Genomic DNA, 25,431 nt, shown 5'->3' on the forward strand with positions numbered 1-25,431 from the left:
CGTCTTTGACCCTGTTTCCATATCCTTCATTCTTCATCACTCCAACAGGCACTCTCGTTATCTTAGATTAAGCTTTCGACCGATTAGTACTGGCCAACTTCATTACTCACGTAACTTCCATACCCAGCCTATTTCCTTGTAGTCTTCAAGGGGTCTTATCTACCGCAGATCTTATCTTGGGGCTGGCTTCGCACTTAGATGCTTTCAGCGCTTATCCATTCCCTGCTTGGCTGCCCGGCTGTGCCACTGGCGTGACAACCGATGCACCATTGGCAGGTCCATCCCGGTCCTCTCGTACTGAGGACAGCTCCCCTCAGATCTCCTGCGCCCACAACAGATAGGGACCGAACTGTCTCACGACGTTCTGAACCCAGCTCGCGTACCGCTTTAATGGGCGGACAGCCCAACCCTTGGAACCGAATCCAGCTCCAGGATGCGATGAGCCGACATCGAGGTGCCAAACCCCGCCGTCGATGTGAACTCTTGGGCGGGATCAGCCTGTTATCCCCAGGGTAGCTTTTATCCGTTGAGCGACGGCCCTTCCATTCGGCACCGCCGGATCACTAATCCCGACTTTCGTCCCTACTCCACTTGTTGGTGTCGCAGTCAGGCGCGCTTTTGCATTTACACTCTCTGTCTGGTTTCCATCCAGACTGAACGCACCTTTGGGCGCCTCCGTTACTCTTTAGGAGGCGACCGCCCCAGTCAAACTGCCCGCCTGGCACTGTCTGTAAGATTCTCTCTTCACGTTAGGGCTTCAAATCATCAGGGGCGGTATCCCAACGGCGGCTCCAAAGAAACTGGCGTTCCTTCTTCATAGCCTCCCGCCTATCCTGTACATGACCATCCAAAACCCAATACCAGGCTGCAGTAAAGCTCCATGGGGTCTTTCCGTCTAGTTGCGGGTAACCTGCATTTTCACAGGTACTAAGATTTCACCGAGTCTGCTGCCGAGACAGCGCCCAAATCGTTTCACCTTTCGTGCGGGTCAGAACTTACCTGACAAGGAATTTCGCTACCTTAGGACCGTTATAGTTACGGCCGCCGTTCACTGGGGCTTCGGACCACTGCTTCTCCCTGCGGATAACAGATCCCCTTAACCTTCCAGCACCGGGCAGGTGTCACCCCATATACTTCGCCTTGCGGCTTTGCATAGAGCTGTGTTTTAGTTAAACAGTCGCTTGGGCCTTTTCACTGCGGCTCTCTCGAGCGCCCCTTCTTGCGAACGTACGGGGCAATTTTGCCGAGTTCCTTGGCAACAGTTCTCTCGCTCACCTTCGCTTGCTCAGCGCGCCCACCTGTGTCGGTTTTGGTACGGGCCGCAATAAAGTTTTGCTAGAAGCTTTTCTTGAAAGCCGCTCCATGTGCTTGGCTACTTTCTTTCGATTTCACTTACCCTTCACGCTCTGTACGCATTGATCCGGATTTGCCTGGATCCGTACTGCCGCGCTTAGCCCTCAATCCATTAAGAGGGTCACACTTCCCGTCTTTGTCACTCCATCGCCTTTATTGCGGGTGCAGGAATCTTCGCCTGCTTTCCATCTGCTTCGCCTGTCGGCTTATCATTAGGTCCCGACTGACCCAGGGCGGACGAACCTTCCCCTGGAATCCTTGGGCTTTCGGTGTGCAGGATTCTCACCTGCATCTCGCTACTCACACCGGCATTCTCACTTCCATGTCCTCCACAGACTCTCACGATTCTGCTTCCATGAACATGCAACGCTCCCCTACCATAAAAATCTTTCAATCCTTATCCGCGGCTTCGGCAGATGACTTAGCCCCGGTACATTTTCGGCGCAGGGCCACTCGACTAGTGAGCTGTTACGCACTCTTTAAAGGATGGCTGCTTCTGAGCCAACCTCCTAGTTGTCCGTGCGTCCCCACATCCTTTTCCACTGAGTCATCATTTTGGGGCCTTAGCCGGCGGTCTGGGCTGTTTCCCTCTTGAGCATGGACCTTATCACCCACACTCTGACTGCCAACTACTCTCCTTGCGGCATTCGAAGTTTGATTCCATTCAGTACCCCGGGATGGGGCCATCATGAATTCAGTGCTCTACCTCCGCTGGCTTGCGTTAACGCTAGCCCTAAAGCTATTTCGGGGAGAACCAGCTATCTCCGGGTTCGATTGGAATTTCTCCGCCAGCCACAGGTCATCCGCCAGCTTTTCAACGATGGTCGGTTCGGTCCTCCACAAAGTTTCACCTCTGCTTCAACCTGCCCATGGCTAGATCACCCGGTTTCGGGTCTGCTCCTGGCTACTTCATTCGCCCTGTTAAGACTCGCTTTCGCTTCGGCTTCGCATTTTCCTGCTTAACCTTGCATCCAAAAGCAGCTCGCCGGTTCATTCTACAAAAGGCACGCCATCACCCTTTGACGGGCTCTGACTTCTTGCAGGCATACGGTTTCAGGTTCTCTTTCACTCCGCTTGCGCGGTTCTTTTCACCTTTCCCTCACGGTACTTCTTCACTGTCGCTCACTCTTACTTATTCAGCCTTGGCGGATGGTCCCGCCTGCTTCCGACAGGATTTCACGTGTCCCGTCGTACTCAGGATCTCGCTGACTACTTGGCTTGCTTTCCAGTACAGGGATTTCACCTTCTGTGTCCGTGCTTTCCATCACGTTCCTGTTCACTCGCGTTTCATCTGTTGCGCTCCTACAACCCCATATCGCTATGGTTTGGGCTAATTCCCTTTCGCTCGCCGCTACTCGGGAAATCACTGTTGTTTTCTTTTCCTCCGGCTACTTAGATGTTTCAGTTCACCGGGTTGCTCTCCATATCAAAGATATGGATGACTGGATATGACTCCAGCCGGGTTCCCCCATTCGGATACCTGCGGATCGTCGCTTTCCTGACAGCTCCCCGCAGCTTTTCGCAGTCTGATGCGTCCTTCATCATTCAAGAGTGGCAAGGCATCCTCCGTACGCCCTTCCTTGCTTGATCTAGTTTCAAATATGCTTGTTTTTAACTATGCTTTTTCGAGATTTTTCTAATAAGAACTGTTAACTGTTTTCTGACTTGGTAAATCTTGTGACTTCAAAGATCGAATTTCTTCTTTCTTTTCAGTCGGTTACTTTCGTAACGTTGTTACTTACAACTTACGTCAGACCTTCTGTTATGTCTTATACTGATGTTCGTTTTTCAAAGATCCATGTTTTAGACTGTTTCTTCTGTACTTCTCTTTTGAACTTTGTTCTTCGAGAAGAAGATGAATTTCAGCCTGGAAGATCGCTCTTCCAAAACTCTGTTACAGACTCCAACTTAGTTACTTAATGCTTCCTTGTACTTTCTCCTTAGAAAGGAGGTGATCCATCCCCACGTTCCCGTAGGGATACCTTGTTACGACTTAACCCCAGTCATCGGCCCCGCCTTCGACGACTCACTCCCTTAAGGGTTATGCCATCGGCTTCGGGCGTTGCCGGCTTCCATGGTTTGACGGGCGGTGTGTACAAGGCCCGGGAACGTATTCACCGCGGCATGCTGATCCGCGATTACTAGCGATTCCAACTTCATGAAGTCGGGTTGCAGACTTCAATCCGAACTGGGACGCCTTTTCTCGGGTTCGCTCCACTTCACAGCTTCGCTTCCGTCTGTAGGCGCCATTGTAGTACGTGTGTAGCCCAGGCCATAAGGGGCATGATGATTTGACGTCATCCCCGCCTTCCTCCGGTTTGTCACCGGCAGTCTGATCTGAGTCCTCATCTTACTGGTAGTAACAGATCACGAGGGTTGCGCTCGTTGCCAGACTTAACTGAACATCTCACGACACGAGCTGACGACAACCATGCACCACCTGTGTGGATGGTAACCTCCAACTTATCTCTAAGTCTTCGCATCCCATGTCAAGGCCTGGTAAGGTTCTTCGCGTTGCTTCGAATTAAACCACATACTCCACCGCTTGTGCGGGCCCCCGTCAATTCCTTTGAGTTTCACACTTGCGTGCATACTCCCCAGGCGGAGGAGTCATTGCGTTAGCTTCGGCACCGGGGCATTACCCCCGACACCTGCTCCTCATCGTTTAGGGCGTGGACTACTAGGGTATCTAATCCTATTTGCTCCCCACGCTTTCGTGCCTGAGCGTCAGTAACAGTCCAGGCGGCCGCCTTCGCCACTGGTGTTCTTCCATATATCTACGCATTTTACCGCTACACATGGAGTTCCACCGCCCTCTCCTGTCCTCGAGCGTGGCAGTTTCCAAAGCCTGTACAGGTTGAGCCCGTACCTTTCACTTCAGACTTGCCACGCCGCCTGCGCACCCTTTACGCCCAATCATTCCGGATAACGCTTGCCACCTACGTATTACCGCGGCTGCTGGCACGTAGTTAGCCGTGACTTTCTGGCAGGTTACTATCAAAAGAAAAGCATTTCCTCTTTTCTTCTTTTCTGACCTGCAACAGAGCTTTACGATCCGAAGACCTTCCTCACTCACGCGGCATTGCTCGTTCAGGCTTGCGCCCATTGACGAAAATTCCCTACTGCTGCCTCCCGCAGGAGTCTGGGCCGTGTCTCAGTCCCAGTGTGGCCGATCGCCCTCTCAGGCCGGCTATGCATCATCGTCTTGGTAGGCTTTTACCCTGCCAACTAACTAATGCACCGCAGATCCATTCATCTCCCAGGCTTAAAGGCCTGTTTCAAAAACAGAAGATGCCTTCTGTTTTCCTATGGGGTTTTAGACTTCGTTTCCAAAGCGTATCCCCCGGATATGGGCAGGTTATCTACGTGTTACTCACCCGTTCGCCACTGAACACAAAAGTGTTCCGTTCGACTTGCATGTATTAGGCATGCCGCCAGCGTTCATCCTGAGCCAGGATCAAACTCTCCATTTGATATTGACTCAACGCTATTGCGTTTATATTTCGTGAATTGATTATTGAAGTATTAAGTGTTGTTTCAAGAATCGACGTGTTAATTTCGAATATTGAATTGTCTGTAATCAGAGTTTTCAAAGAGCCATCTGTTTGTGAGTGAATCAATTTCCCTCACAAGGCTTGTTTATCTTATCATCTGCCATATCGGAAGTCAACATCTTTTGTGAAATATTTTTAAGAATTTCACAATCAACGATTTCTTCGATATCTAAAGATGATTTGCGTCAGATCAGCGGCTTTGTTGCCGCGTTTTCTTAACGCTCAATTACTATAACACCAGGCAGTATCCCGGGTCAAGTACTTTTGTGAAATATTTTTGTTATCTCACATACCAGCAATCTCTGGACTGCCTGATATTTTCTTAAAACCTACCCAAGCAGATAGCCCCTTTTCAAAAACGGCTTCTTGTAAATGAGCAGGGGCTGCCGACCAATCTCTACTCGCATTTCAAAATTTTCGACAGTTTTACTACAATACTTCATTCCGTATCCTTTTGTCAAATTTTTACTTCATGTTTAAGCCTAAAAGTTTGAATCACACTGATTGAAGCCTCATAAAGACTTAAGAATAGTTAGAAGAAGATCAATATCGGTTGAGTATAAAGGGCGATATCCATTTGAGTAGTCATCTAAGTACTTTTGGCATTCTGTAATGATCCGCTTTTCGTTTTGATTGACTACAGACTGAACAATGGTAGCAAACTCATCATTTTCTGTACGATACCGAACAATATACTTTTTGGCCATTGGCATCATTTTTATATAGTGTAGTCCATGATGATTTCCGGAACGAGTCCCTGAACGAGGAGGCAAAGCAAAATATTGATCTTTAGGAGTTACAGCCGAAATATTTGACCGTAACGGAACAGCAAACGGCAAAACATCTCCTTTATATTTCAAGCGAACAACAAGCAAACAAGGACGGCCTTCTTTTTTAAGGACCTCTGGGTCCTGCTGAAAATTCTTAAGTAATCTTCGACTAATTGTGACAATTTTCATATTTCACCTTCTCGGCATAAAAAAAGCCTGTCCGAAGACAAGCCTTTTCATACACGTCAACGATATTCTACTGCCAAAAGCGCCCCGTCGTTGCCGGAGGCTAAACATACACATCAACGATATTCTACTGCCAAAAGCGCCCCGTCGTTGTCGGAGGCTAAACATACACATCAACGATATTCTACTGCCAAAAGCGCCCCGTCGTTGTCGGAGGCTAAACATATGCGGTCATGATATCTAGACCATCATGATCGACGAGTTTTTATCCTCATTCATAATATACCATACCAGATTAAAACAGTGATGAGATCCTTCCTGATTTAACTATTTCCAGCCTTCCAGGAGGCATAAAGAGTCATTCTGTATCTCTACCTTCATTCCCGATACTTCAAGGCATTTGAAAGCATCTGCAAGCTGGAAAGATCAGGGATTTCCATCTGCTGGTTTCTATTCTGGACTTTTAAAGAAGGTCTCTTTAGCTGGCTTCTTTCGGCTGCTCTTTAGCAATTTTAACCAATCGGCTGGTTCCTAGGCGTTCCGCACCGAGTTCAACGAACTTTTCGGCATCTTCCATGGATCGAATACCGCCGGAAGCTTTTACTTTGACTTCTGGGCTGGAATATTTACGAAGCAGTTCCACATCTTCAAAGGTAGCGCCGCCTTTGGAAAAGCCGGTAGAGGTTTTGATGTATTCAGCACCAGACTGGTTGACGACTTCGCACATCCGGATTTTTTCATCATCAGTCAGGTCGCAGCATTCAATAATCACCTTTAACAAGGCATCAGGAATAGCCTGGCGAACCTGGCGGATTTCATCCAGAACCAGGTCATCGCGGTTTTCTTTGACCCAGCCTAAATTGATGACCATATCCACTTCTTTGGCGCCGTTTTCAACCGCATCTTTTGCGGCCGCGACTTTGACAGCCGTTGTGTCATAGCCATTCGGAAAGCCAATAACGGTGCATACCGGGATTTTTCCTTCGGCATAGTCACTTGCCTGTTTGACAAAGCTTGCCGGGATACATACCGAAGCACAGTCAAATGCGATGCCATCATCCACAATCTGGCGGATGTCATCCCAAGTGGCAGTGGTGGACAGTAAAGTATGGTCGACTTTTTTCAGAATCTCTTTTTCATTCATTGTATTCACCTGGACTCACAATCCGGCAGGCAGTGTCTGCTCTTTCTGGAATTATTTCCAAAGAGAAGGCACTGCTTTTGCCGATTGTCAGTTTCTTAATTTCAGAATTTGGTTTTGTTTTTCGCTGAATTGTTATTCAACTGGATCCAGACGTGATGGATTCAGGAAAATTGCAGACTCATTGTTCAGTCTGTCAGCTCATCCAGAATCGATTCTCCGATCAGATGGTCAGATCTTGGTACATCGAAGTTGTCCGAAATTGTTGCGCCAATCACCGCAAAGGTATCTTTTTCTTCCAGCGGTCCGCCTTCTTTCATCGAAGGAGACCAGGCCAAAAATGGAACGCGTTCACGAGTATGGTCGGTTCCTTTGAACGTAGGATCGTTGCCATGGTCGGCGGTGATAATCAACAGATCATCATCATTTAAGACTTTCATCAGTTCACCAAGTTTTTCATCGAAACGTTCAACTTCTTCGCCATAGCCGATAGGATTGCGGCGATGGCCCCATTTGGCATCGAAGTCAACGAGATTGACAAAGCATAAGCCATAGAATTCACGTTTCGCGATATCGATCGTCTGCTCCATGCCATGCACAGAAGACTGGGATTTATTGGATTCCGTCAGGCCCTGGCCATCGAAAATGTCATAAATCTTGCCGACGGAAATCACTTCAAGGCCGCCCTGTTTCAGAGCATCCAGATCCGTCTTATCAAACGGCTGCAAGGCATAGTCATGACGGTTGGCGGTACGCATAAAGTGGCCTTTGGTCTTGCCGACATATGGACGGGCAATGACACGGCCGACTTTCCATTCTGGCTTCATCGTGATTTCACGGGCAATTTCGCAATACTTATATAAAGTATCCAGCCCCATCGTTTCCTCGTTGCCACAGATCTGTAAAACTGAATCGGCAGAGGTATATACGATCAGATGACCAGTGGCGATTTCTTCTTCGCCCAGTTCATCCAGGATTTCAGTTCCACTGGCCGCTTTGTTGCCAATGACTTTCCGACCGGTTTTCTCTTCCAGTTCAGCAATCAGTTCAGGAGGAAAGCCATGATCGGTAAAGGTGATAAACGGTTCTTTTGTTTCGAGTCCCATCATTTCCCAATGGCCAGTCATGGTGTCCTTGCCATTGGATTTTTCACGCAGAGTTGTATATTTAGCCATCGGCTTTTCAACAGGATCTACGCCCTGCAAAGGATGAAGATTGGCCAGACCCAGTTTCTGGAGATTTGGAATTTTCCAGTGATCCATATGTTGGGCAATATGGCCCATGGTATCGGATCCGACATCTCCAAACTTGGCAGCATCTGGTTCTTCACCAGCTCCAAAGGAGTCGATGACAATGGTAAAAATTCGATTGTACTTTTTCATATTGATTAACGCCGTCCTTTAATGTACGGCACACCATCGGCTTTTGGTGCGTTCGATTTTCCGACAAAGAGCATGAGGATCAGGATCGTCATGACGTACGGAAGCATAGCAATGATCTGTGTTGGCAAGCCGCCAGTACCGCCGCCAAAGACAACGGTTAAAGCCTGGGCAAAACCAAACAACAGGCAGGCCAGATAAGCCCCATGCGGCAGCCAGCGGCCAAAGATAACCGCTGCCAGCGCCATATAGCCCTGACCGGCAATAGAAGTCTGCGAGAACTGGGCAACAATGGACAGGGTAACTGCCGCTCCACCCATACCAGCTAAAAAGCCAGACAGGATGACGCAGATATACCGTACAACTTTTACATTGACACCTAAGGTATCTGCCGCAGCCGGGTTTTCACCGACGGCGCGAATGCGCAGACCCCATTTGGTGTGATAAATCACAAACCAGGCAATCGCAACCAGAATCAGAGCAATCACAACCATCATATCCACATTCAGATTGCCCAGTATACCGCTGGCATTGGATCCAAAGAGTTTAGGCAGTTTGTTCTGGACAGGCTGTGTAACCGCGGAACCGTCAAACGCAAGCCGGCAGAAGAATAAGGCTAAGGCTGGACCGATCAGGTTTAAGGCAACGCCCGAAACTGTCTGGTCAGCATGGAATTCGATCGATGCAATCGCATGGAATAACGCCAGGCAGGCACCGGAAATACCGGCGCAGATCACACCCAGCCATGGATTGCCGCTGAAATAGCCAACACTTGCACCAACGAAGGCACCAATGGTCATCATGCCTTCCATACCGATGTTTGTCACACCGGAAAGTTCAGAGATTACCCCGCCAAGTGCCGCAAAGGCCATCGGGGTTGCATACATCATCGTAATACCGATGATCAGAGTCAGAGTATTCAACATGAAGCAGCGCCTCCTTTCGCTGCCCGCGCTTGTTCTTTGCGCTTGAGCACTTCTCTTGCCTCCAGGCGATCAGCAATCACGATAACGATATCTTTCAGGGCAACCAGGAATACGATGGTACCAATCAGGATATTAATGATTTCACTTGGTGCGCCAATCATATACTGAATGGACTGACCTGCATACAGCAGTCCACCAAACAGGAAACCAGAGAAAATACAGCCAATCGGACTGCCATCGGCAATAAAGGCGACGGACAGACCATTCAGGCCATTGCCCTCAAATGCAGCCAGCTGCATCACGGCGTGCGGCGCATTGCCGGCGATATTTAAAGCGCCTGCAAGACCAGCCAGAGCACCGGAAATCAGCATGGCCTGAATCATATTTTTCTTGACATCAATGCCCGCAAATTCAGCGGCATCTTTGTTGTCACCCACCGCGCGCAGCTGGTAACCCTTGGTTGTGCGATAGAGCACGTAAGCCATCAGGATTGCCAGGGCGATGGCGAAGATGAATCCAGCGTTGAAATCAGTTCGCAGGATATCTCCAATATATGGATGATCTGTCATGAACTGGCCAGCTTCGGCAGTTGATTTCCAGTTTGGAAAGAACGTTGTCCAGCCAGCCTGATCAATTGGATAAGCACCGGATGTATTGGGCTTATGGAAAGCATCCAGGTTAATGATCCAGTTGGAGAAATACAGGGCGATCCAGTTCAGCATGATCCCCGAGATAACTTCATGAATTTTAAAGCGGGCTTTTAACCAGCCAGAAAAAGCACCATATAGAGCACCAGCTGCAATTCCAGCCAATAAAACCAGCGGCAGCTGGAGAATAGCTGGCAGGTGGATAGAAATCCCCACCAGGTTGGCAGCCAGGGCACCGACAATGTACTGACCTTCGGCACCAATATTAAACAGGCCCATCTTATAAGCGAAGGCAACCGAAACACCAGTCAGAATCAACGGCGTCGATTTGACGACAATATTCGCCAGATATTTCGGTCGGCCGATAATGCCGGTCAGTAATGCATGAAAGGCTGCAAATGGGTTATATCCGGCAAAAGACAGGATAAAACCCGCAACAATAAAGCCAAATAAAATGGCAATCAGAGTTCCCGTTACCGGTTTTTTGAGAATTTGAATGAAGCGTGTCATGAGAGACTACCCCCTGCCATCAACAGACCAATTGCCTGTTCATCAACTTCACCCTGTTTGAATTCACCCTGAATATGACCGTCATAAATGACACCGATTCGATCGGCTACAGACATGACTTCATCCAGTTCCAGAGACACAAGCAGGACAGCTTTTCCTTTGTCTCTTTCTTTAATCAGCATGTTATGCACCGTTTCAATCGCTCCAACATCCAGCCCACGAGTTGGCTGTACCGCAATCAGCAGGTCGGGATCATTGGCAATTTCACGGGCGATAATGACTTTCTGCTGGTTACCACCCGAAAGGCCGCGGATTAAATTCTTTTCACAATCATCTGGACGGATATCGTATTCCTTGATGAGCTCTTTGGTTTCCTGTTCAATTGGTTTCGATTTGAGGATGCCATTTTTCGAATACGGTTCTTTCATATAGGTATCGAGAATGACGTTTTCTTCTACCGTAAAATCAGGAATCAAGCCGCGTTTTTCACGGTCTTCGTGAATTGTAGAAATCTTGTGATTCATTGTGTTGCGCGTCGTGGTGTTCTGGATTTCTTCACCATTCATCGTGATCTTTCCAGAATCTGCTTTGCGCAGGTTGGTAATGACTTCGATCAGTTCCTTCTGACCATTGCCGTCAATACCGGCCAGGCCATAGATTTCGCCTTTGCGCAGCTTTAAGTTCATATCTTTCAAAGCTGGGATGCCGCGTGCATCCTTGGCATTGACGTTTTCCATGGTGAAAATTTCTTCTTTTGGAACGGCCGGCGTCTTTTCGACTTTCAGTTTGACCGCATGACCAACCATCATATCTGCCAGCTGGTTTTCATTGATGTTGATCAAAGCGACCGTATCAATCCACTTGCCGCGGCGGATAATGGTGCAGTAATCCGAAGAAGCCAGGATCTCTTTTAATTTGTGCGTAATAATGATGATGGTTTTACCATCTTTGACTAAGCGCTGCATGATGATCATCAGCTCATTGATTTCCTGCGGGGTTAAGACGGCGGTCGGTTCATCAAGAATCAGGATGTCCGCACCACGGTAAATAGCCTTCAGGATTTCAACACGCTGCTGCATGCCAACGGAAATATCAGAAATTAATGCATCCGGATCGACTTCCAGGCCATACTTGTCCACAAGGGCCTGAACATCTTTCTTGGCTTTCTTCATATCCAGAACGCCAAAGCCACTGCATGTTTCTTTTCCTAAAATAATGTTCTGGGCAACTGTAAAGTTTTCCACCAGCATAAAGTGCTGGTGCACCATGCCGATGCCATTGGCAATGGCAACGTTTGGGTTTTTCATATCCACTTTTTTACCATACAGGTAAATCTCGCCTTCATCCGGCTGATAAAGTCCATACAGGATATTCATCAAGGTCGTTTTTCCGGCCCCGTTTTCACCTAAGATAGCGTGGATACTGCCTTTTTGCACATTCAGGTCGACACAATCCAGAGCGGTGTGGGTTCCAAACCGCTTGGTAATGCCATGCATCTGAACCGCATACTTATTATCGGGTACCATAATGATATTGCTCCTTCACCTCCAGAAACGCTCGGCGCCTTACAGGTCGCGGCCAGATCCCTCTGTTTTTTTTCTGGAGACTTTCGCTCGTTTTGAATGGAGCGCCATGCCAGATCCAAATTCTCTTTTAACTTTTTGTCTCTATTAACTTTTTTGTCTCTTTATCATTTTTACGGATAAAATCTGAAGAGAATTTTTGTCGGCATTTTGATTTTTCTATACTTCTGTTTATGTGTGTATGTAGGTTTTTATTTCTCTGTTGTGTGATTTGATTGAGTCAGTTTGTTGATTGTGTCTGGCAAAGCTGCATCAGGCGGCCTTGGGATCCATCTTTTTGGGCATCCGGCAGTCTGAGAGACCTTCCTGTTTCTTTCTGTCTGTTCCTGTCTGATCATTCCTGTCTGATCATTCCTACATGATTATTCTTATATGAATATGGATAGTGATGAATCTGCCGAATCGAGCTGGATATTCAAAGCTCGAAGCAGATTCACCCCGGCCATCAACAGTTCAAAAGAGACAAACCATTGACCCGGCTTTTAAAACGATCAAGGCCAGGGCTGCCAGAGTCCAGGCCGTCAGCGAAAAACAATCAGGCGGACCTATTTGGTTCCATTGAGGTTTGCAATAAATTCGTTGTACGTCTCTTCAGTGGATGGAGCGACCAGTTCGCCATTGATAATCATTTCCTGAATTTTCATGGCTTTATCGTAAACAGCTGGATCCATGTTCTTGTTGACTTCCGGAATCCCGACACCGTTTTCCTTCAATCCATAGGAGAAGGTCTTGCCGCCGATTTCTTCGCCGTCCATGTCCATCTTGGAAATGGATTCAACCGCAACATCGACGTTTTTCAGGCCACTGGTCAGAACATTGTCAGGAGCCAGGTAGGACTGATCGGTATCGACACCGATCGCCATTTTATTGTTTTCCTTGGCGGATTCAATCACGCCAAATCCGGCACCACCAGCAGAATGGAAAACGATATCGCAGCCATTGGCAAACATCTTGTTGGCAATTCCTTTTGCCTTGGCGACATCGGAATAGGATTCAGTGAACTGTTCCTGGACTTCGATATCTTTGCCAAGTTCTGCTGCCGCATAGGCAACACCGGCTAAGAAGCCATATTCGAACTGGTCGTTAACGAAGGTTTTCATTGCACCCACATAGCCGACTTTATCAGTCTTCGTCGACAGTCCGGCGATATAGCCAACCAGGAAGGAAGACTCTTCCGCCTTAAAGACAACACCCGTTACGTTTTGCGGGGTTTCCTCAAAGGACTGGTCAATGATCGCAAAGTTGATATCCGGGTTCATTGCAGCTACCTGCAACAGGGAATCCGCCAGGGAGAAACCAATTCCCCAGACAATATCTGGATAGGTATCCGTTGCACGGTCCAGGTTGGTCGTGAAATCAGATGCCTGTTTACTTTCGAGATAACGGATCGTCGAACCGGTGCTGTCCCGGAAGTTTTTCAGTCCTTCCCAGCTCGACTGGTTAAAGGACTGGTCATTGATGCCGCCCGTATCGGTAACCATGATAGCCTGATAGGTGTCATCATCTTTTTCGTTCATGGCGCAGCCACTGCCGCCTATGGCTAAGCACAGACTCAGCAGGCCTGCGGCAATACATTTTGCGCGTTTCATAATTATTCTTCTTTATCTTGTGTATGTAGGGATATTTCAATCCAATCCTGAAGGAAAGCCGAACTATTCAGCCAGTTCCAGGGCAATTTTCATCATATCGGTAAAGCTGGTCTGGCGATCTTCTGAACTTAAGGATTCGCCGCGGAATGGGGCATCCGAGATGGTCAGCAGGCATAAAGCTTTTTTATGCGCCTTGGCGGCGTTCATATACAGGGCAGCGGCTTCCATTTCCGTTGCCAGCACACCCATTTCTGCCCATTTGGACAGTGCTGTTTCATCAGCTGAATAGAACACATCCGTTGATAAAATATTGCCAGCTGCCACCGGAATATTCAGTTCTTCAGCCGCCTTTACAGCTTTGGTAATCAGTCCGAAATCGGCAATCGGTGCAAATGTTCCTGGTAATTTGAACTGGGAAGCATAGTTGGAATCTGTGCAGGCTCCGACACCGATGACAACATCTCTCAGTTTTGCATCATCGCTTAAGGCACCGGCGCTGCCAATCCGGATAACCTGGTCTACATCATAGAAATTAAACAATTCATATGTGTAGATGCCTACGCTTGGCATGCCCATGCCGCCGCCAAAAACAGTGACTGGTTTTCCTTTATAGGTTCCGGTATAGCCCAGCATGCCGCGCACGCCATTGACCTGTCTTGGGTTTTCCAGGAAAGTCTCAGCGATAAACTTTGCACGCAGGGGGTCACCAGGCATCAGGACTGTTTTTGCGATGTCTTCTTTTTTGGCCTCAATGTGGGGGGTTGGGATATTGCTCATATTTTCTCCTTTTACACAGAATTAATTCAGTTCTGCCAGCGTGGCAGAATAACGCCTGACAGACGGGAATCTGGAAAGCCGGACCCTATAACGATCCGTCAACGATCCGTTCCAGCCCGTTTGCGATTTTCGAAAGAATGGATGGGGCAGCAGGAATTGATGGTGCCCATGCGCCCGACTCTCCTTCTGCTTGCAAGAGCAGTCCGAACCGGCAACGGCGCTTAGAAACAGAATTTTATAACGGAATTTTGTAACGGAATTTAATGATCAAAGACATGAAGAAGAACATTCCATTCTTTTCATCCGGCTTATTTTCTGAATTCTCAGTCTGTCTTTCTGTGCTTATCTATTAATACCATTATCAGACATTTTTTAATTTTATCGGTTTGTTTGCTTATGAAGAGACGAAAAGCGTTTTGAGACAATCTTTTCGATCCACAACAAAGGTTGAATGAACAAGTTGAATGGATAAAAGGAAATTCACATCCAAATTGTGTCCCTCAAAGTCATTTTGTTTTCTTAATTTCCAGTGGTTTTGAATCCGCCTGCCGTAAGCTGAAAAATGTCAGGATGAAGATCCATCCACTTCTCAATACTCCAGGCAATGCCCTGCGCATCCAGGCCGCATTCATGAAGCAAAGCCTTGCCTGGACCTGAATGACCGAAGACATCTCGAACGCCCAGCCGCTTGATCAACAACGGATGATGCTCACTTAACGTGTCACAGACGGCATCTCCAAGGCCGCCGATAATGTTATGTTCTTCGACGGTCACAAATCCCTTCACGTCTCGGGCCGTATCCACCAGCAGCTCCTCATCGAGAGGCTTGATGGTGCCCATGTGAATGAGCGTGGCCTCAATGCCATGCTCTGCAAGCAAGTCGCACGCGGCCAGCGCTTCCGCGCTCAGGATTCCAGTGGAAACAATCGCAATGTCTTTGCCTTTGCGAAGAATTTCACCATGGCCAGATTCAAACTGATAGTCATCCCCATGAACAATCGGGGTGGCCTGGCGGGAAAAGCGCATATACACTGGCCCATCCAGCGCATAGGCTGCTTTGACCATCGCTCTGGCTTCCGGATCATCGACTGGGCAGAAAATCGTCATCTGGGGAATTGTGCGCATCAGGGCAATGTCTTCCAGGCACTGATGGCTGGCCCCATCTTCACCGACGCTTAAGCCGCCATGCGTCGCGCCAATTTTGACATTCAGGTGCGGATAGCCGATGGTGTTGCGGATCTGTTCAAAGGCGCGGCCAGCCGCAAACATGGCAAACGTCGAAGCAAAAGGAACCAGTCCGGTCGTAGAAAGGCCAGCCGCAACGTCCATCATATTGGCTTCCGCAATCCCGCAGTCAATGTGGCGCTCTGGAAAGGCATCTCGAAACAGGCAGGTCTTAGTCGCATTGGCCAGATCCGCATCCAGAACGACCAGGTTGTCCACCTGGCTTCCCAGCTCTTTTAAAGCTTCTCCATAACTCTGGCGGGTGGCAATGCGAACCTGTTCTTTTTCATTTGTCATGCGTGCATCGCCTCCAGTCTTTCTCTGGCCAGGGCAAGTTCAGCCATGCCCTGGTTAAACTGTTCTTCATTTGGGGCTTTGCCATGCCATTCCACCCGATTTTCCATATAGGAAATGCCCTTGCCCTTAATGGTCCTGGCCAGCAGCACGGTCGGCTTTCTGGAGTGGCGGTGGGCTTCGAAATCATCAAAACCTTCTTCAATGGAGCTGAAGTCATGTCCGTCGATCACCTTGACATTCCAGCCAAAAGAGCGGAATTTATCCGCGATTGGATACGTATCCATGATGGTTTCCGTCGGTCCGTCCAGCTGCAGCCCATTGACATCGACGATGACACACAAATGGTCCAGCTGGAACTGGTGCGCAAATAAAACCGCTTCCCAGATCTGGCCTTCTTCAATTTCGCCATCTCCGACCATGACATAAACATTTTCATCCTTGCCCTGAAGTTTTAACCCTAACGCCATGCCAGCCCCCGTAGAAAGTCCCTGGCCAAGCGACCCAGTCGACATATCCACGCCGGGAACTGTATTCATATTCGGGTGGCCCTGCAGATAAGAATCAATGTGTCTTAACGTCGGCAGATCCCGCTGGGGGAAATACCCGCGCAGCGCCAGAACCGAATACAGGGCAGGAGCCGTATGTCCTTTAGATAAAACAAAGCGATCGCGATCCTTCCAGCGCGGATTGAGCGGATCAATTTTCATCTGGTCAAAATACAGATACGTCAGCACATCAGCAGCTGAAAGACTGCCGCCGGGATGACCAGCTTTGGCGCCATATACACTTCTTAAAATCCCTTCTCGAGTCATAATCGCCAGACGCTCTAAAGTCTGTTTGCGAATGACATCCATGATTACGCCTTCTTTCCAGGTTCGTATCTTGAAGCTCAAAGAGAAAACAACTGCCCAAAAGGCCGCAGGGACTCGCTCTCCATCTGCGCCTGAATCAAAAGCTGGAACGGGACTTGAATCCAGGAGGACCCTGCAGTTTTGTTTTTGTTGAATCAACACTTTTATTCATTTCGAACCTATTCAAACTGTTCAATTTCCGTCTTTCTTCACTTGCGATCTTACCCCGTATATTTTGGAAAGCGCATTCATATGCCTATATGCTTTTAGACAATTTGGGCAAAGGACTCATTTCTCTCCCACAATCATGACTTGAATCCCCATGTTTATGCGGCATATCCGATTGACAGTTCCATCCAGAATGGACATTTTTATTTTCATCCATTTTTTTGGTCCGACCATTTTTGCTTTTCCTTTAGCCTTGTTTTGAATTTGTCTGTTTAATGCAGACATTTTCCAAATCACTTTTTTACTGGTTTTCGATCATCCGAACCCCTTTGTGGAAACCAAGCTCCTATAATGATGCTGAAAGCGTTATCACACAATTGTATGGATCCAGATCCTGTTTTTCGGGCTTCTGGCTTCTTTTTCCCCGCCCACAAAATCGACGGGCGGTTTTCTTTCCATCCACTGAACCGAAAGATCAACAAAAAAAGCCAGACCTGGTCACAGGAGCGGACAACGTGCTCTACAAGTCCAGAAAGGGCTTGCAGACAAGACAGACAACAAGGAGATGGAATATCACAATGAAATATGCCGAACAAGGATATGAATACCATATCAACATGAAAAAAGGAGACGTTGGAAAGTATGTCCTGCTTCCCGGCGACCCCAAGCGCACCAAAAAAATTGCCGCCTACTTTGACAATCCGCATTTAGTTGCAGACAGCCGCGAATTTGAAACCTGGACCGGTACGCTCGATGGCGTTCCTGTTTCGGTCACTTCGACTGGAATCGGTGGTCCTTCGGCTGCCATTGCGCTGGAAGAACTGGCTAACCTGGGCGCGGATACCTTTATCCGCGTTGGAACCTGCGGCGGCATGCAGCCGGAAGTCGAATCTGGTTCCGTCATGATCGCCAATGGAGCCGTCAGAGCGGAAGGCACATCACGCGAGTACGCACCGATCGAATTTCCAGCTGTTGCCGATTTTGACGTCGTCAATGCGCTGGTTGCCGGAGCAAAAAAACTGAATGCCCCGTATTGCGTTGGAGTCACCCAGTGTAAAGATTCCTTCTATGGCCAGCACAATCCACAAACCATGCCCGTTTCTTATGATCTGGAACAGAAATGGGAAGCCTGGAAACGCCTTGGGGTCAAGGTTTCCGAAATGGAATCTGCCGCCCTGTTTACCGTCGGCGCCTATCGGGGCGTGCGGGTAGGCTCTATTTTCATGGTCATCGGAAACCAGGAACGTGAACGCCTTGGCCTGCCAAACCCCATTGTTCATGATACCGATCTGGCCATCCGGGTGGCCATTGAAGCGGTGAGAGAGCTGATTGCCAATGACAGACGAAACGAAACTGCCACTGAGTAAAGACCTGCTTCATCGGGCGATTGAAACCGCCTTTGAAGCCTCCAAAAAAGCGTATGTTCCTTATTCGCACTTTCCGGTGGGCGCGTGCGTCATCACCTGTGATGACACTTTGATCCCGGGTGCCAATATTGAAAACTCGTCTTATGGTCTTTCGAACTGCGCGGAACGGACAGCCATGTTTTCAGCCGTCATGCAAGGCTATCTGAAGGATCGCATCAAGGCCTTAGTGGTGGTTGCCCCAACAGAAGAAATCACCCCGCCCTGCGGCGCCTGCCGCCAGATCATGCTCGATCTGCTCACCCTGAACACCCCTGTGATCTGCACCAACCACAAAGCAATCAAAATCTTTACGGTCAGTGAGCTGATGCCCTTTGCCTTTTCGGATGAAAGCATGAAATAGCCACCATCCGGTTTATTATCAACAAGTTGGCCAAATAAACTCTCCCTGAGCCGTGGATATTCATCAGAAACTCAGGGAGATTTTTATTGCGATCTCATCCATTTCAGATTCAATTTCTCTGTCTTGTCGGCAAAAAAGAGAAAAATTCCATTGACCCTTATAATAAAAACAGACAACAACAAAAATGGCTGACCAAAAAGATCAAGAGCAAAATGGCTTTTCGCTTCTGTCAGAACAAAAAGACAGAAAGCCGCCCATCATTGCCGGATTGGTAAGTATTCTTGCTTCAGCAGCCTATTTTCAAGAAAGGAAGTCCTGCAATGGGAAAATCGAAAATGAAAGCAAAATCCGTGGCAAAGAAAACCGCCGCCACATCGACTCCAAAAAAAGCCCTACGATCTGGTCATGCCTGAGGCATATTCGAGAAGATATCTCAATGATCTCTACCGCCAGGCCGGCTTCAAAGATACAGATTCACGGGTGCTTCGTAAAGTCTTGAAGGGATTTTCGAATTATGCCGGATGCTATCCGGTCAAAGAAATCTGGGAATATATTGAAAGACGAGAACCAGGCCGATTTACCCGAAATCAGTTTATCGAATTTTTAAAAATTGCCCGCTGGGAAGATGAAGGATATGTTCTTCTCAGCTACAATGACTTTCACGGTCGATCCGATTTTTCAGATCCAATCCGAAGTGAAATTGTCAATGTGGCGATCCTGTCCAAACCCGGTGCTCAATCCTTTGACTGCGCCCGTTACGATCACATCAAAAGCACAATGTCATGGCTGTTTTCTGTTCCTGATCCAAAATATCTTCCTATTGAATTTTATGCAGATGAGCAGGCTGTTCCTGCTTCCGAACCCAGAGACCAGATGATTGGTCTTCTGGCCTTTGCGGTTTTCAAAAGCATTGATATCGCCACTCAGCAGTGTCTGGAAAACTTCTACGTTTCTGTTGAATGTTATGACCTTCGAGGCGCTTCGCTTAGTTATTATCAAGCTTGGCTCGATCGCGCAACGCCCTCAGACACGGAAAGTGGAGACGATCCACTGGAGTTGGCAGCCCACAGTCTTACTTTCGATTCCAACAAAACAATTCCTGAACTGAGAGATTTTTTGTGGGCGGAGCACCAGAAAGTCTCTCCCTACATTCCAGAGCGAATCATGGTTATGTATGGGCACTCCTTTCACTTCACTTTCAATTCAAAATAAGCCAGGACTCATTCCTGGTTTCTATAAATTCCGCCCGGCTGGCAACGTAAAAAAATCCCTGAAGAATATCGGATTTCTCCTTTATTCTTCAGGGATTTGCTTTTGTCTGGCGACTTCCTATTTTTGCTTTTACACTATCGTCGGCGTTCAATGGCTTAACGGCCGTGTTCGAGATGGGAACGGGTGTGACCCATTGGCTATCGTCACCATACCGGTTTGTCTTGCGACTTAACCATTCTATCTCATGGATCTTTCAAAAACAAACACCAGCTTTGACATAACTTTGGTTACAGTTATGATCTGATCATTTCTGATCGTTTACTTCTTATTACCGCCTGTCTGTGATTTTGAATGATTCTGGAATCATTGTCTTTAACTTGCGTCTTTGACTCTGTTTCCATCTTCTTCATTCTTCATCACTCCAACAGGCGCTCTCGTTATCTTAGATTAAGCTTTCGACCGATTAGTACTGGCCAACTTCATTACTCACGTAACTTCCATACCCAGCCTATTTCCTTGTAGTCTTCAAGGGGTCTTATCTACCGCAGATCTTATCTTGGGGCTGGCTTCGCACTTAGATGCTTTCAGCGCTTATCCATTCCCTGCTTGGCTGCCCGGCTGTGCCACTGGCGTGACAACCGATGCACCATTGGCAGGTCCATCCCGGTCCTCTCGTACTGAGGACAGCTCCCCTCAGATCTCCTGCGCCCACAACAGATAGGGACCGAACTGTCTCACGACGTTCTGAACCCAGCTCGCGTACCGCTTTAATGGGCGGACAGCCCAACCCTTGGAACCGAATCCAGCTCCAGGATGCGATGAGCCGACATCGAGGTGCCAAACCCCGCCGTCGATGTGAACTCTTGGGCGGGATCAGCCTGTTATCCCCAGGGTAGCTTTTATCCGTTGAGCGACGGCCCTTCCATTCGGCACCGCCGGATCACTAATCCCGACTTTCGTCCCTGCTCCACTTGTTGGTGTCGCAGTCAGGCGCGCTTTTGCATTTACACTCTCTGTCTGGTTTCCATCCAGACTGAACGCACCTTTGGGCGCCTCCGTTACTCTTTAGGAGGCGACCGCCCCAGTCAAACTGCCCGCCTGGCACTGTCTGTAAGATTCTCTCTTCACGTTAGGGCTTCAAATCATCAGGGGCGGTATCCCAACGGCGGCTCCAAAGAAACTGGCGTTCCTTCTTCATAGCCTCCCGCCTATCCTGTACATGATCATCCAAAACCCAATACCAGGCTGCAGTAAAGCTCCATGGGGTCTTTCCGTCTAGTTGCGGGTAACCTGCATTTTCACAGGTACTAAGATTTCACCGAGTCTGCTGCCGAGACAGCGCCCAAATCGTTTCACCTTTCGTGCGGGTCAGAACTTACCTGACAAGGAATTTCGCTACCTTAGGACCGTTATAGTTACGGCCGCCGTTCACTGGGGCTTCGGACCACTGCTTCTCCTTGCGGATAACAGATCCCCTTAACCTTCCAGCACCGGGCAGGTGTCACCCCATATACTTCGCCTTGCGGCTTTGCATAGAGCTGTGTTTTAGTTAAACAGTCGCTTGGGCCTTTTCACTGCGGCTCTCTCGAGCGCCCCTTCTTGCGAACGTACGGGGCAATTTTGCCGAGTTCCTTGGCAACAGTTCTCTCGCTCACCTTCGCTTGCTCAGCGCGCCCACCTGTGTCGGTTTTGGTACGGGCCGCAATAAAGTCTTGCTAGAAGCTTTTCTTGAAAGCCGCTCCATGTGCTTGGCTACTTTCTTTCGATTTCGCTTACCCTTCACGCTCTGTACGCATTGATCCGGATTTGCCTGGATCCGTACTGCCGCGCTTGGCCCTCAATCCATTAAGAGGGTCACACTTCCCGTCTTTGTCACTCCATCGCCTTTATCGCGGGTGCAGGAATCTTCGCCTGCTTTCCATCTGCTTCGCCTGTCGGCTTATCATTAGGTCCCGACTGACCCAGGGCGGACGAACCTTCCCCTGGAATCCTTGGGCTTTCGGTGTGCAGGATTCTCACCTGCATCTCGCTACTCACACCGGCATTCTCACTTCCATGTCCTCCACAGACTCTCACGATTCTGCTTCCATGAACATGCAACGCTCCCCTACCATAAAAATCTTTCAATCCTTATCCGCGGCTTCGGCAGATGACTTAGCCCCGGTACATTTTCGGCGCAGGGCCACTCGACTAGTGAGCTGTTACGCACTCTTTAAAGGGTGGCTGCTTCTGAGCCAACCTCCTAGTTGTCCGTGCGTCCCCACATCCTTTTCCACTGAGTCATCATTTTGGGGCCTTAGCCGGCGGTCTGGGCTGTTTCCCTCTTGAGCATGGACCTTATCACCCACACTCTGACTGCCAACTACTCTCCTTGCGGCATTCGAAGTTTGATTCCATTCAGTACCCCGGGATGGGGCCATCATGAATTCAGTGCTCTACCTCCGCAGGCTTGCGTTAACGCTAGCCCTAAAGCTATTTTGGGGAGAACCAGCTATCTCCGGGTTCGATTGGAATTTCTCCGCCAGCCACAGGTCATCCGCCAGCTTTTCAACGATGGTCGGTTCGGTCCTCCACAAAGTTTCACCTCTGCTTCAACCTGCCCATGGCTAGATCACCCGGTTTCGGGTCTGCTCCTGGCTACTTCATTCGCCCTGTTAAGACTCGCTTTCGCTTCGGCTTCGCATTTTCCTGCTTAACCTTGCATCCAAAAGCAGCTCGCCGGTTCATTCTACAAAAGGCACGCCATCACCCTTTGACGGGCTCTGACTTCTTGCAGGCATACGGTTTCAGGTTCTCTTTCACTCCGCTTGCGCGGTTCTTTTCACCTTTCCCTCACGGTACTTCTTCACTGTCGCTCACTCTTACTTATTCAGCCTTGGCGGATGGTCCCGCCTGCTTCCGACAGGATTTCACGTGTCCCGTCGTACTCAGGATCTCGCTGACTACTTGGCTTGCTTTCCAGTACAGGGATTTCACCTTCTGTGTCCGTGCTTTCCATCACGTTCCTGTTCACTCGCGTTTTGTCTGTTGCGCTCCTACAACCCCATATCGCTATGGTTTGGGCTAATTCCCTTTCGCTCGCCGCTACTCGGGAAATCACTGTTGTTTTCTTTTCCTCCGGCTACTTAGATGTTTCAGTTCACCGGGTTGCTCTCCATATCAAAGACATGGATGACTGGATATGACTCCAGCCGGGTTCCCCCATTCGGATACCTGCGGATCGTCGCTTTCCTGACAGCTCCCCGCAGCTTTTCGCAGTCTGATGCGTCCTTCATCATTCAAGAGTGGCAAGGCATCCTCCGTACGCCCTTCCTTGCTTGATCTAGTTTCAAATATGCTTGTTTTTAACTATGCTTTTTCGAGATTTTTCTAATAAGAACTGTTAACTGTTTTCTGACTTGGTAAATCTTGTGACTTCAAAGATTGAATTTCTTCTCTCTTTTCAGTCGGTTACTTTCGTAACGTTGTTACTTACAACTTACGTCAGACCTTCTGTTATGTCTTATACTGATGTTCGTTTTTCAAAGATCCATGGTTTAGACTGTTTCTTCTGTACTTCTCTTTTGAACTTTGTTCTTCGAGAAGAAGATGAATTCCAGCCTGGAAGATCGCTCTTCCAAAACTCTGTTACAGACTCCAAACTTAGTTACTTAATGCTTCCTTGTACTTTCTCCTTAGAAAGGAGGTGATCCATCCCCACGTTCCCGTAGGGATACCTTGTTACGACTTAACCCCAGTCATCGGCCCCGCCTTCGACGACTCACTCCTTTTCAGGTTATGCCATCGGCTTCGGGCGTTGCCGGCTTCCATGGTTTGACGGGCGGTGTGTACAAGGCCCGGGAACGTATTCACCGCGGCATGCTGATCCGCGATTACTAGCGATTCCAACTTCATGAAGTCGGGTTGCAGACTTCAATCCGAACTGGGACGCCTTTTCTCGGGTTCGCTCCACTTCACAGCTTCGCTTCCGTCTGTAGGCGCCATTGTAGTACGTGTGTAGCCCAGGCCATAAGGGGCATGATGATTTGACGTCATCCCCGCCTTCCTCCGGTTTGTCACCGGCAGTCTGATCTGAGTCCTCATCTTACTGGTAGTAACAGATCACGAGGGTTGCGCTCGTTGCCAGACTTAACTGAACATCTCACGACACGAGCTGACGACAACCATGCACCACCTGTGTGGATGGTAACCTCCAACTTATCTCTAAGTCTTCGCATCCCATGTCAAGGCCTGGTAAGGTTCTTCGCGTTGCTTCGAATTAAACCACATACTCCACCGCTTGTGCGGGCCCCCGTCAATTCCTTTGAGTTTCACACTTGCGTGCATACTCCCCAGGCGGAGGAGTCATTGCGTTAGCTTCGGCACCGGGGCATTACCCCCGACACCTGCTCCTCATCGTTTAGGGCGTGGACTACTAGGGTATCTAATCCTATTTGCTCCCCACGCTTTCGTGCCTGAGCGTCAGTAACAGTCCAGGCGGCCGCCTTCGCCACTGGTGTTCTTCCATATATCTACGCATTTTACCGCTACACATGGAGTTCCACCGCCCTCTCCTGTCCTCGAGCGCGGCAGTTTCCAAAGCCTGTACAGGTTGAGCCCGTACCTTTCACTTCAGACTTGCCACGCCGCCTGCGCACCCTTTACGCCCAATCATTCCGGATAACGCTTGCCACCTACGTATTACCGCGGCTGCTGGAACGTAGTTAGCCGTGACTTTCTGGCAGGTTACTATCAAAAGAAAAGCATTTCCTCTTTCCTTCTTTTCTGACCTGCAACAGAGCTTTACGATCCGAAGACCTTCCTCACTCACGCGGCATTGCTCGTTCAGGCTTGCGCCCATTGACGAAAATTCCCTACTGCTGCCTCCCGCAGGAGTCTGGGCCGTGTCTCAGTCCCAGTGTGGCCGATCGCCCTCTCAGGCCGGCTATGCATCATCGTCTTGGTAGGCTTTTACCCTGCCAACTAACTAATGCACCGCAGATCCATTCATCTCCCAGGCTTTAGGGCCTGTTTCAAAAACAGAAGATGCCTTCTGTTTTCCTATGGGGTTTTAGACTTCGTTTCCAAAGCGTATCCCCCGGATATGGGCAGGTTATCTACGTGTTACTCACCCGTTCGCCACTGAACACAAAAGTGTTCCGTTCGACTTGCATGTATTAGGCATGCCGCCAGCGTTCATCCTGAGCCAGGATCAAACTCTCCATTTGATATTGACTCAACGCTATTGCGTTTATATTTCGTGAATTGATTATTGAAGTATTAAGTGTTGTTTCAAGAATCGACGTGTTAATTTCGAATATTGAATTGTCTGTAATCAGAGTTTTCAAAGAGCCATCTGTTTGTGAGTGAATTAGCTTCCCTCACAAGGCTTGTTTATCTTATCATCAGCCAGATCATTCGTCAACATCTTTTGCGAAATATTTTTAAGATTTTCACAATCGATGATTTCTTCGATATCTAAAGATGATTTTCGTCAGATCAGCGGCTTTGTTGCCAC

At 48.6% G+C, this 25,431-nt stretch carries 13 protein-coding genes and 5 rRNA genes; 3 read left to right on the top strand and 15 right to left on the bottom strand.

Features of this window, described 5'->3' with window-relative positions; translation table 11 throughout:
* Window positions 1-63: 63 nt before the first annotated feature.
* The 12 genes from U4956_RS06580 to U4956_RS06635 all read right to left on the bottom strand — a co-directional run bounded on the left by U4956_RS06580 (window position 64) and on the right by U4956_RS06635 (window position 16,790).
* Window positions 64-2,943, bottom strand: a 23S ribosomal RNA gene (locus U4956_RS06580).
* A 354-nt stretch (window positions 2,944-3,297) separates the two neighbouring features.
* A 16S ribosomal RNA gene (locus U4956_RS06585) occupies window positions 3,298-4,826 on the bottom strand.
* The 16S and 23S rRNA genes sit together here, the layout of an rRNA operon.
* 593 nt (window positions 4,827-5,419) lie before the next feature.
* Window positions 5,420-5,866 (bottom strand): hypothetical protein, encoded by a 447-nt coding sequence (locus tag U4956_RS06590; RefSeq protein WP_323089754.1) that lies wholly within the window; start codon window positions 5,864-5,866, stop codon window positions 5,420-5,422.
* 475 nt (window positions 5,867-6,341) lie between these two features.
* Window positions 6,342-7,007, bottom strand: a complete 666-nt coding sequence (gene deoC, locus U4956_RS06595; protein WP_323089755.1) for a deoxyribose-phosphate aldolase — start codon at window positions 7,005-7,007, stop codon at window positions 6,342-6,344.
* Window positions 7,008-7,192: 185 nt separating this feature from the next.
* Window positions 7,193-8,386, bottom strand: a complete 1,194-nt coding sequence (locus U4956_RS06600) for a phosphopentomutase (RefSeq protein ID WP_323089756.1) — start codon at window positions 8,384-8,386, stop codon at window positions 7,193-7,195.
* Between the two features lie 5 nt (window positions 8,387-8,391).
* Window positions 8,392-9,309 (bottom strand): ABC transporter permease, encoded by a 918-nt coding sequence (locus U4956_RS06605; protein ID WP_323089758.1) that lies wholly within the window; start codon window positions 9,307-9,309, stop codon window positions 8,392-8,394.
* A complete protein-coding gene (locus U4956_RS06610) occupies window positions 9,303-10,466 on the bottom strand; it encodes an ABC transporter permease (protein WP_323089759.1) in 1,164 nt (387 codons plus the stop codon). The genes U4956_RS06605 and U4956_RS06610 overlap by 7 nt, the downstream gene beginning before the upstream one ends.
* The gene (locus U4956_RS06615; protein ID WP_323089760.1) at window positions 10,463-11,992 is read right to left on the bottom strand and encodes an ABC transporter ATP-binding protein; all 1,530 of its coding nucleotides are present in this window, start codon (window positions 11,990-11,992) and stop codon (window positions 10,463-10,465) included. Before U4956_RS06615 ends, U4956_RS06610 begins: the two co-directional genes overlap by 4 nt.
* A 602-nt stretch (window positions 11,993-12,594) precedes the next feature.
* Complete coding sequence (locus tag U4956_RS06620; RefSeq protein ID WP_323089761.1) at window positions 12,595-13,638, bottom strand: BMP family lipoprotein; 1,044 nt, start codon at window positions 13,636-13,638, stop codon at window positions 12,595-12,597.
* A gap of 63 nt (window positions 13,639-13,701) precedes the next feature.
* On the bottom strand, window positions 13,702-14,415 hold the full coding sequence (gene deoD, locus U4956_RS06625; RefSeq protein ID WP_416347410.1) for a purine-nucleoside phosphorylase: 714 nt from the start codon (window positions 14,413-14,415) through the stop codon (window positions 13,702-13,704).
* Between the two features lie 519 nt (window positions 14,416-14,934).
* On the bottom strand, window positions 14,935-15,936 hold the full coding sequence (locus U4956_RS06630; protein ID WP_323089762.1) for a transketolase family protein: 1,002 nt from the start codon (window positions 15,934-15,936) through the stop codon (window positions 14,935-14,937).
* Window positions 15,933-16,790: a transketolase gene (locus U4956_RS06635; RefSeq protein WP_323089763.1), complete on the bottom strand. Its 858-nt coding sequence runs from the start codon at window positions 16,788-16,790 to the stop codon at window positions 15,933-15,935. The genes U4956_RS06630 and U4956_RS06635 overlap by 4 nt, the downstream gene beginning before the upstream one ends.
* Before the next feature lie 743 nt (window positions 16,791-17,533).
* Between U4956_RS06635 and udp the strand changes: the two genes are divergently transcribed.
* From udp to U4956_RS06650, 3 genes are all read left to right on the top strand, one after another.
* On the top strand, window positions 17,534-18,322 hold the full coding sequence (gene udp, locus U4956_RS06640; RefSeq protein ID WP_323089764.1) for a uridine phosphorylase: 789 nt from the start codon (window positions 17,534-17,536) through the stop codon (window positions 18,320-18,322).
* Entirely contained in the window at window positions 18,291-18,722 is a 432-nt protein-coding gene (gene cdd, locus U4956_RS06645) for a cytidine deaminase (protein WP_323089765.1), read from the top strand. The genes udp and cdd overlap by 32 nt, the downstream gene beginning before the upstream one ends.
* Before the next feature lie 405 nt (window positions 18,723-19,127).
* Complete coding sequence (locus U4956_RS06650; protein WP_323089766.1) at window positions 19,128-19,934, top strand: hypothetical protein; 807 nt, start codon at window positions 19,128-19,130, stop codon at window positions 19,932-19,934.
* Window positions 19,935-20,038: 104 nt separating this feature from the next.
* Here U4956_RS06650 and rrf read toward each other — a convergent pair.
* From rrf to U4956_RS06665, 3 genes are all read right to left on the bottom strand, one after another.
* A 5S ribosomal RNA gene (rrf, locus tag U4956_RS06655) occupies window positions 20,039-20,145 on the bottom strand.
* Window positions 20,146-20,377: 232 nt separating this feature from the next.
* Window positions 20,378-23,257: ribosomal RNA gene (locus U4956_RS06660) — 23S ribosomal RNA — on the bottom strand.
* 355 nt (window positions 23,258-23,612) lie between these two features.
* A 16S ribosomal RNA gene (locus tag U4956_RS06665) occupies window positions 23,613-25,141 on the bottom strand.
* Window positions 25,142-25,431: the final 290 nt, after the last annotated feature.

Origin of the sequence: Allobaculum sp. JKK-2023 (assembly GCF_034745455.1) — a bacterium.
Classification (GTDB): Bacteria; Bacillota_I; Bacilli_A; order Erysipelotrichales; family Erysipelotrichaceae; genus Allobaculum.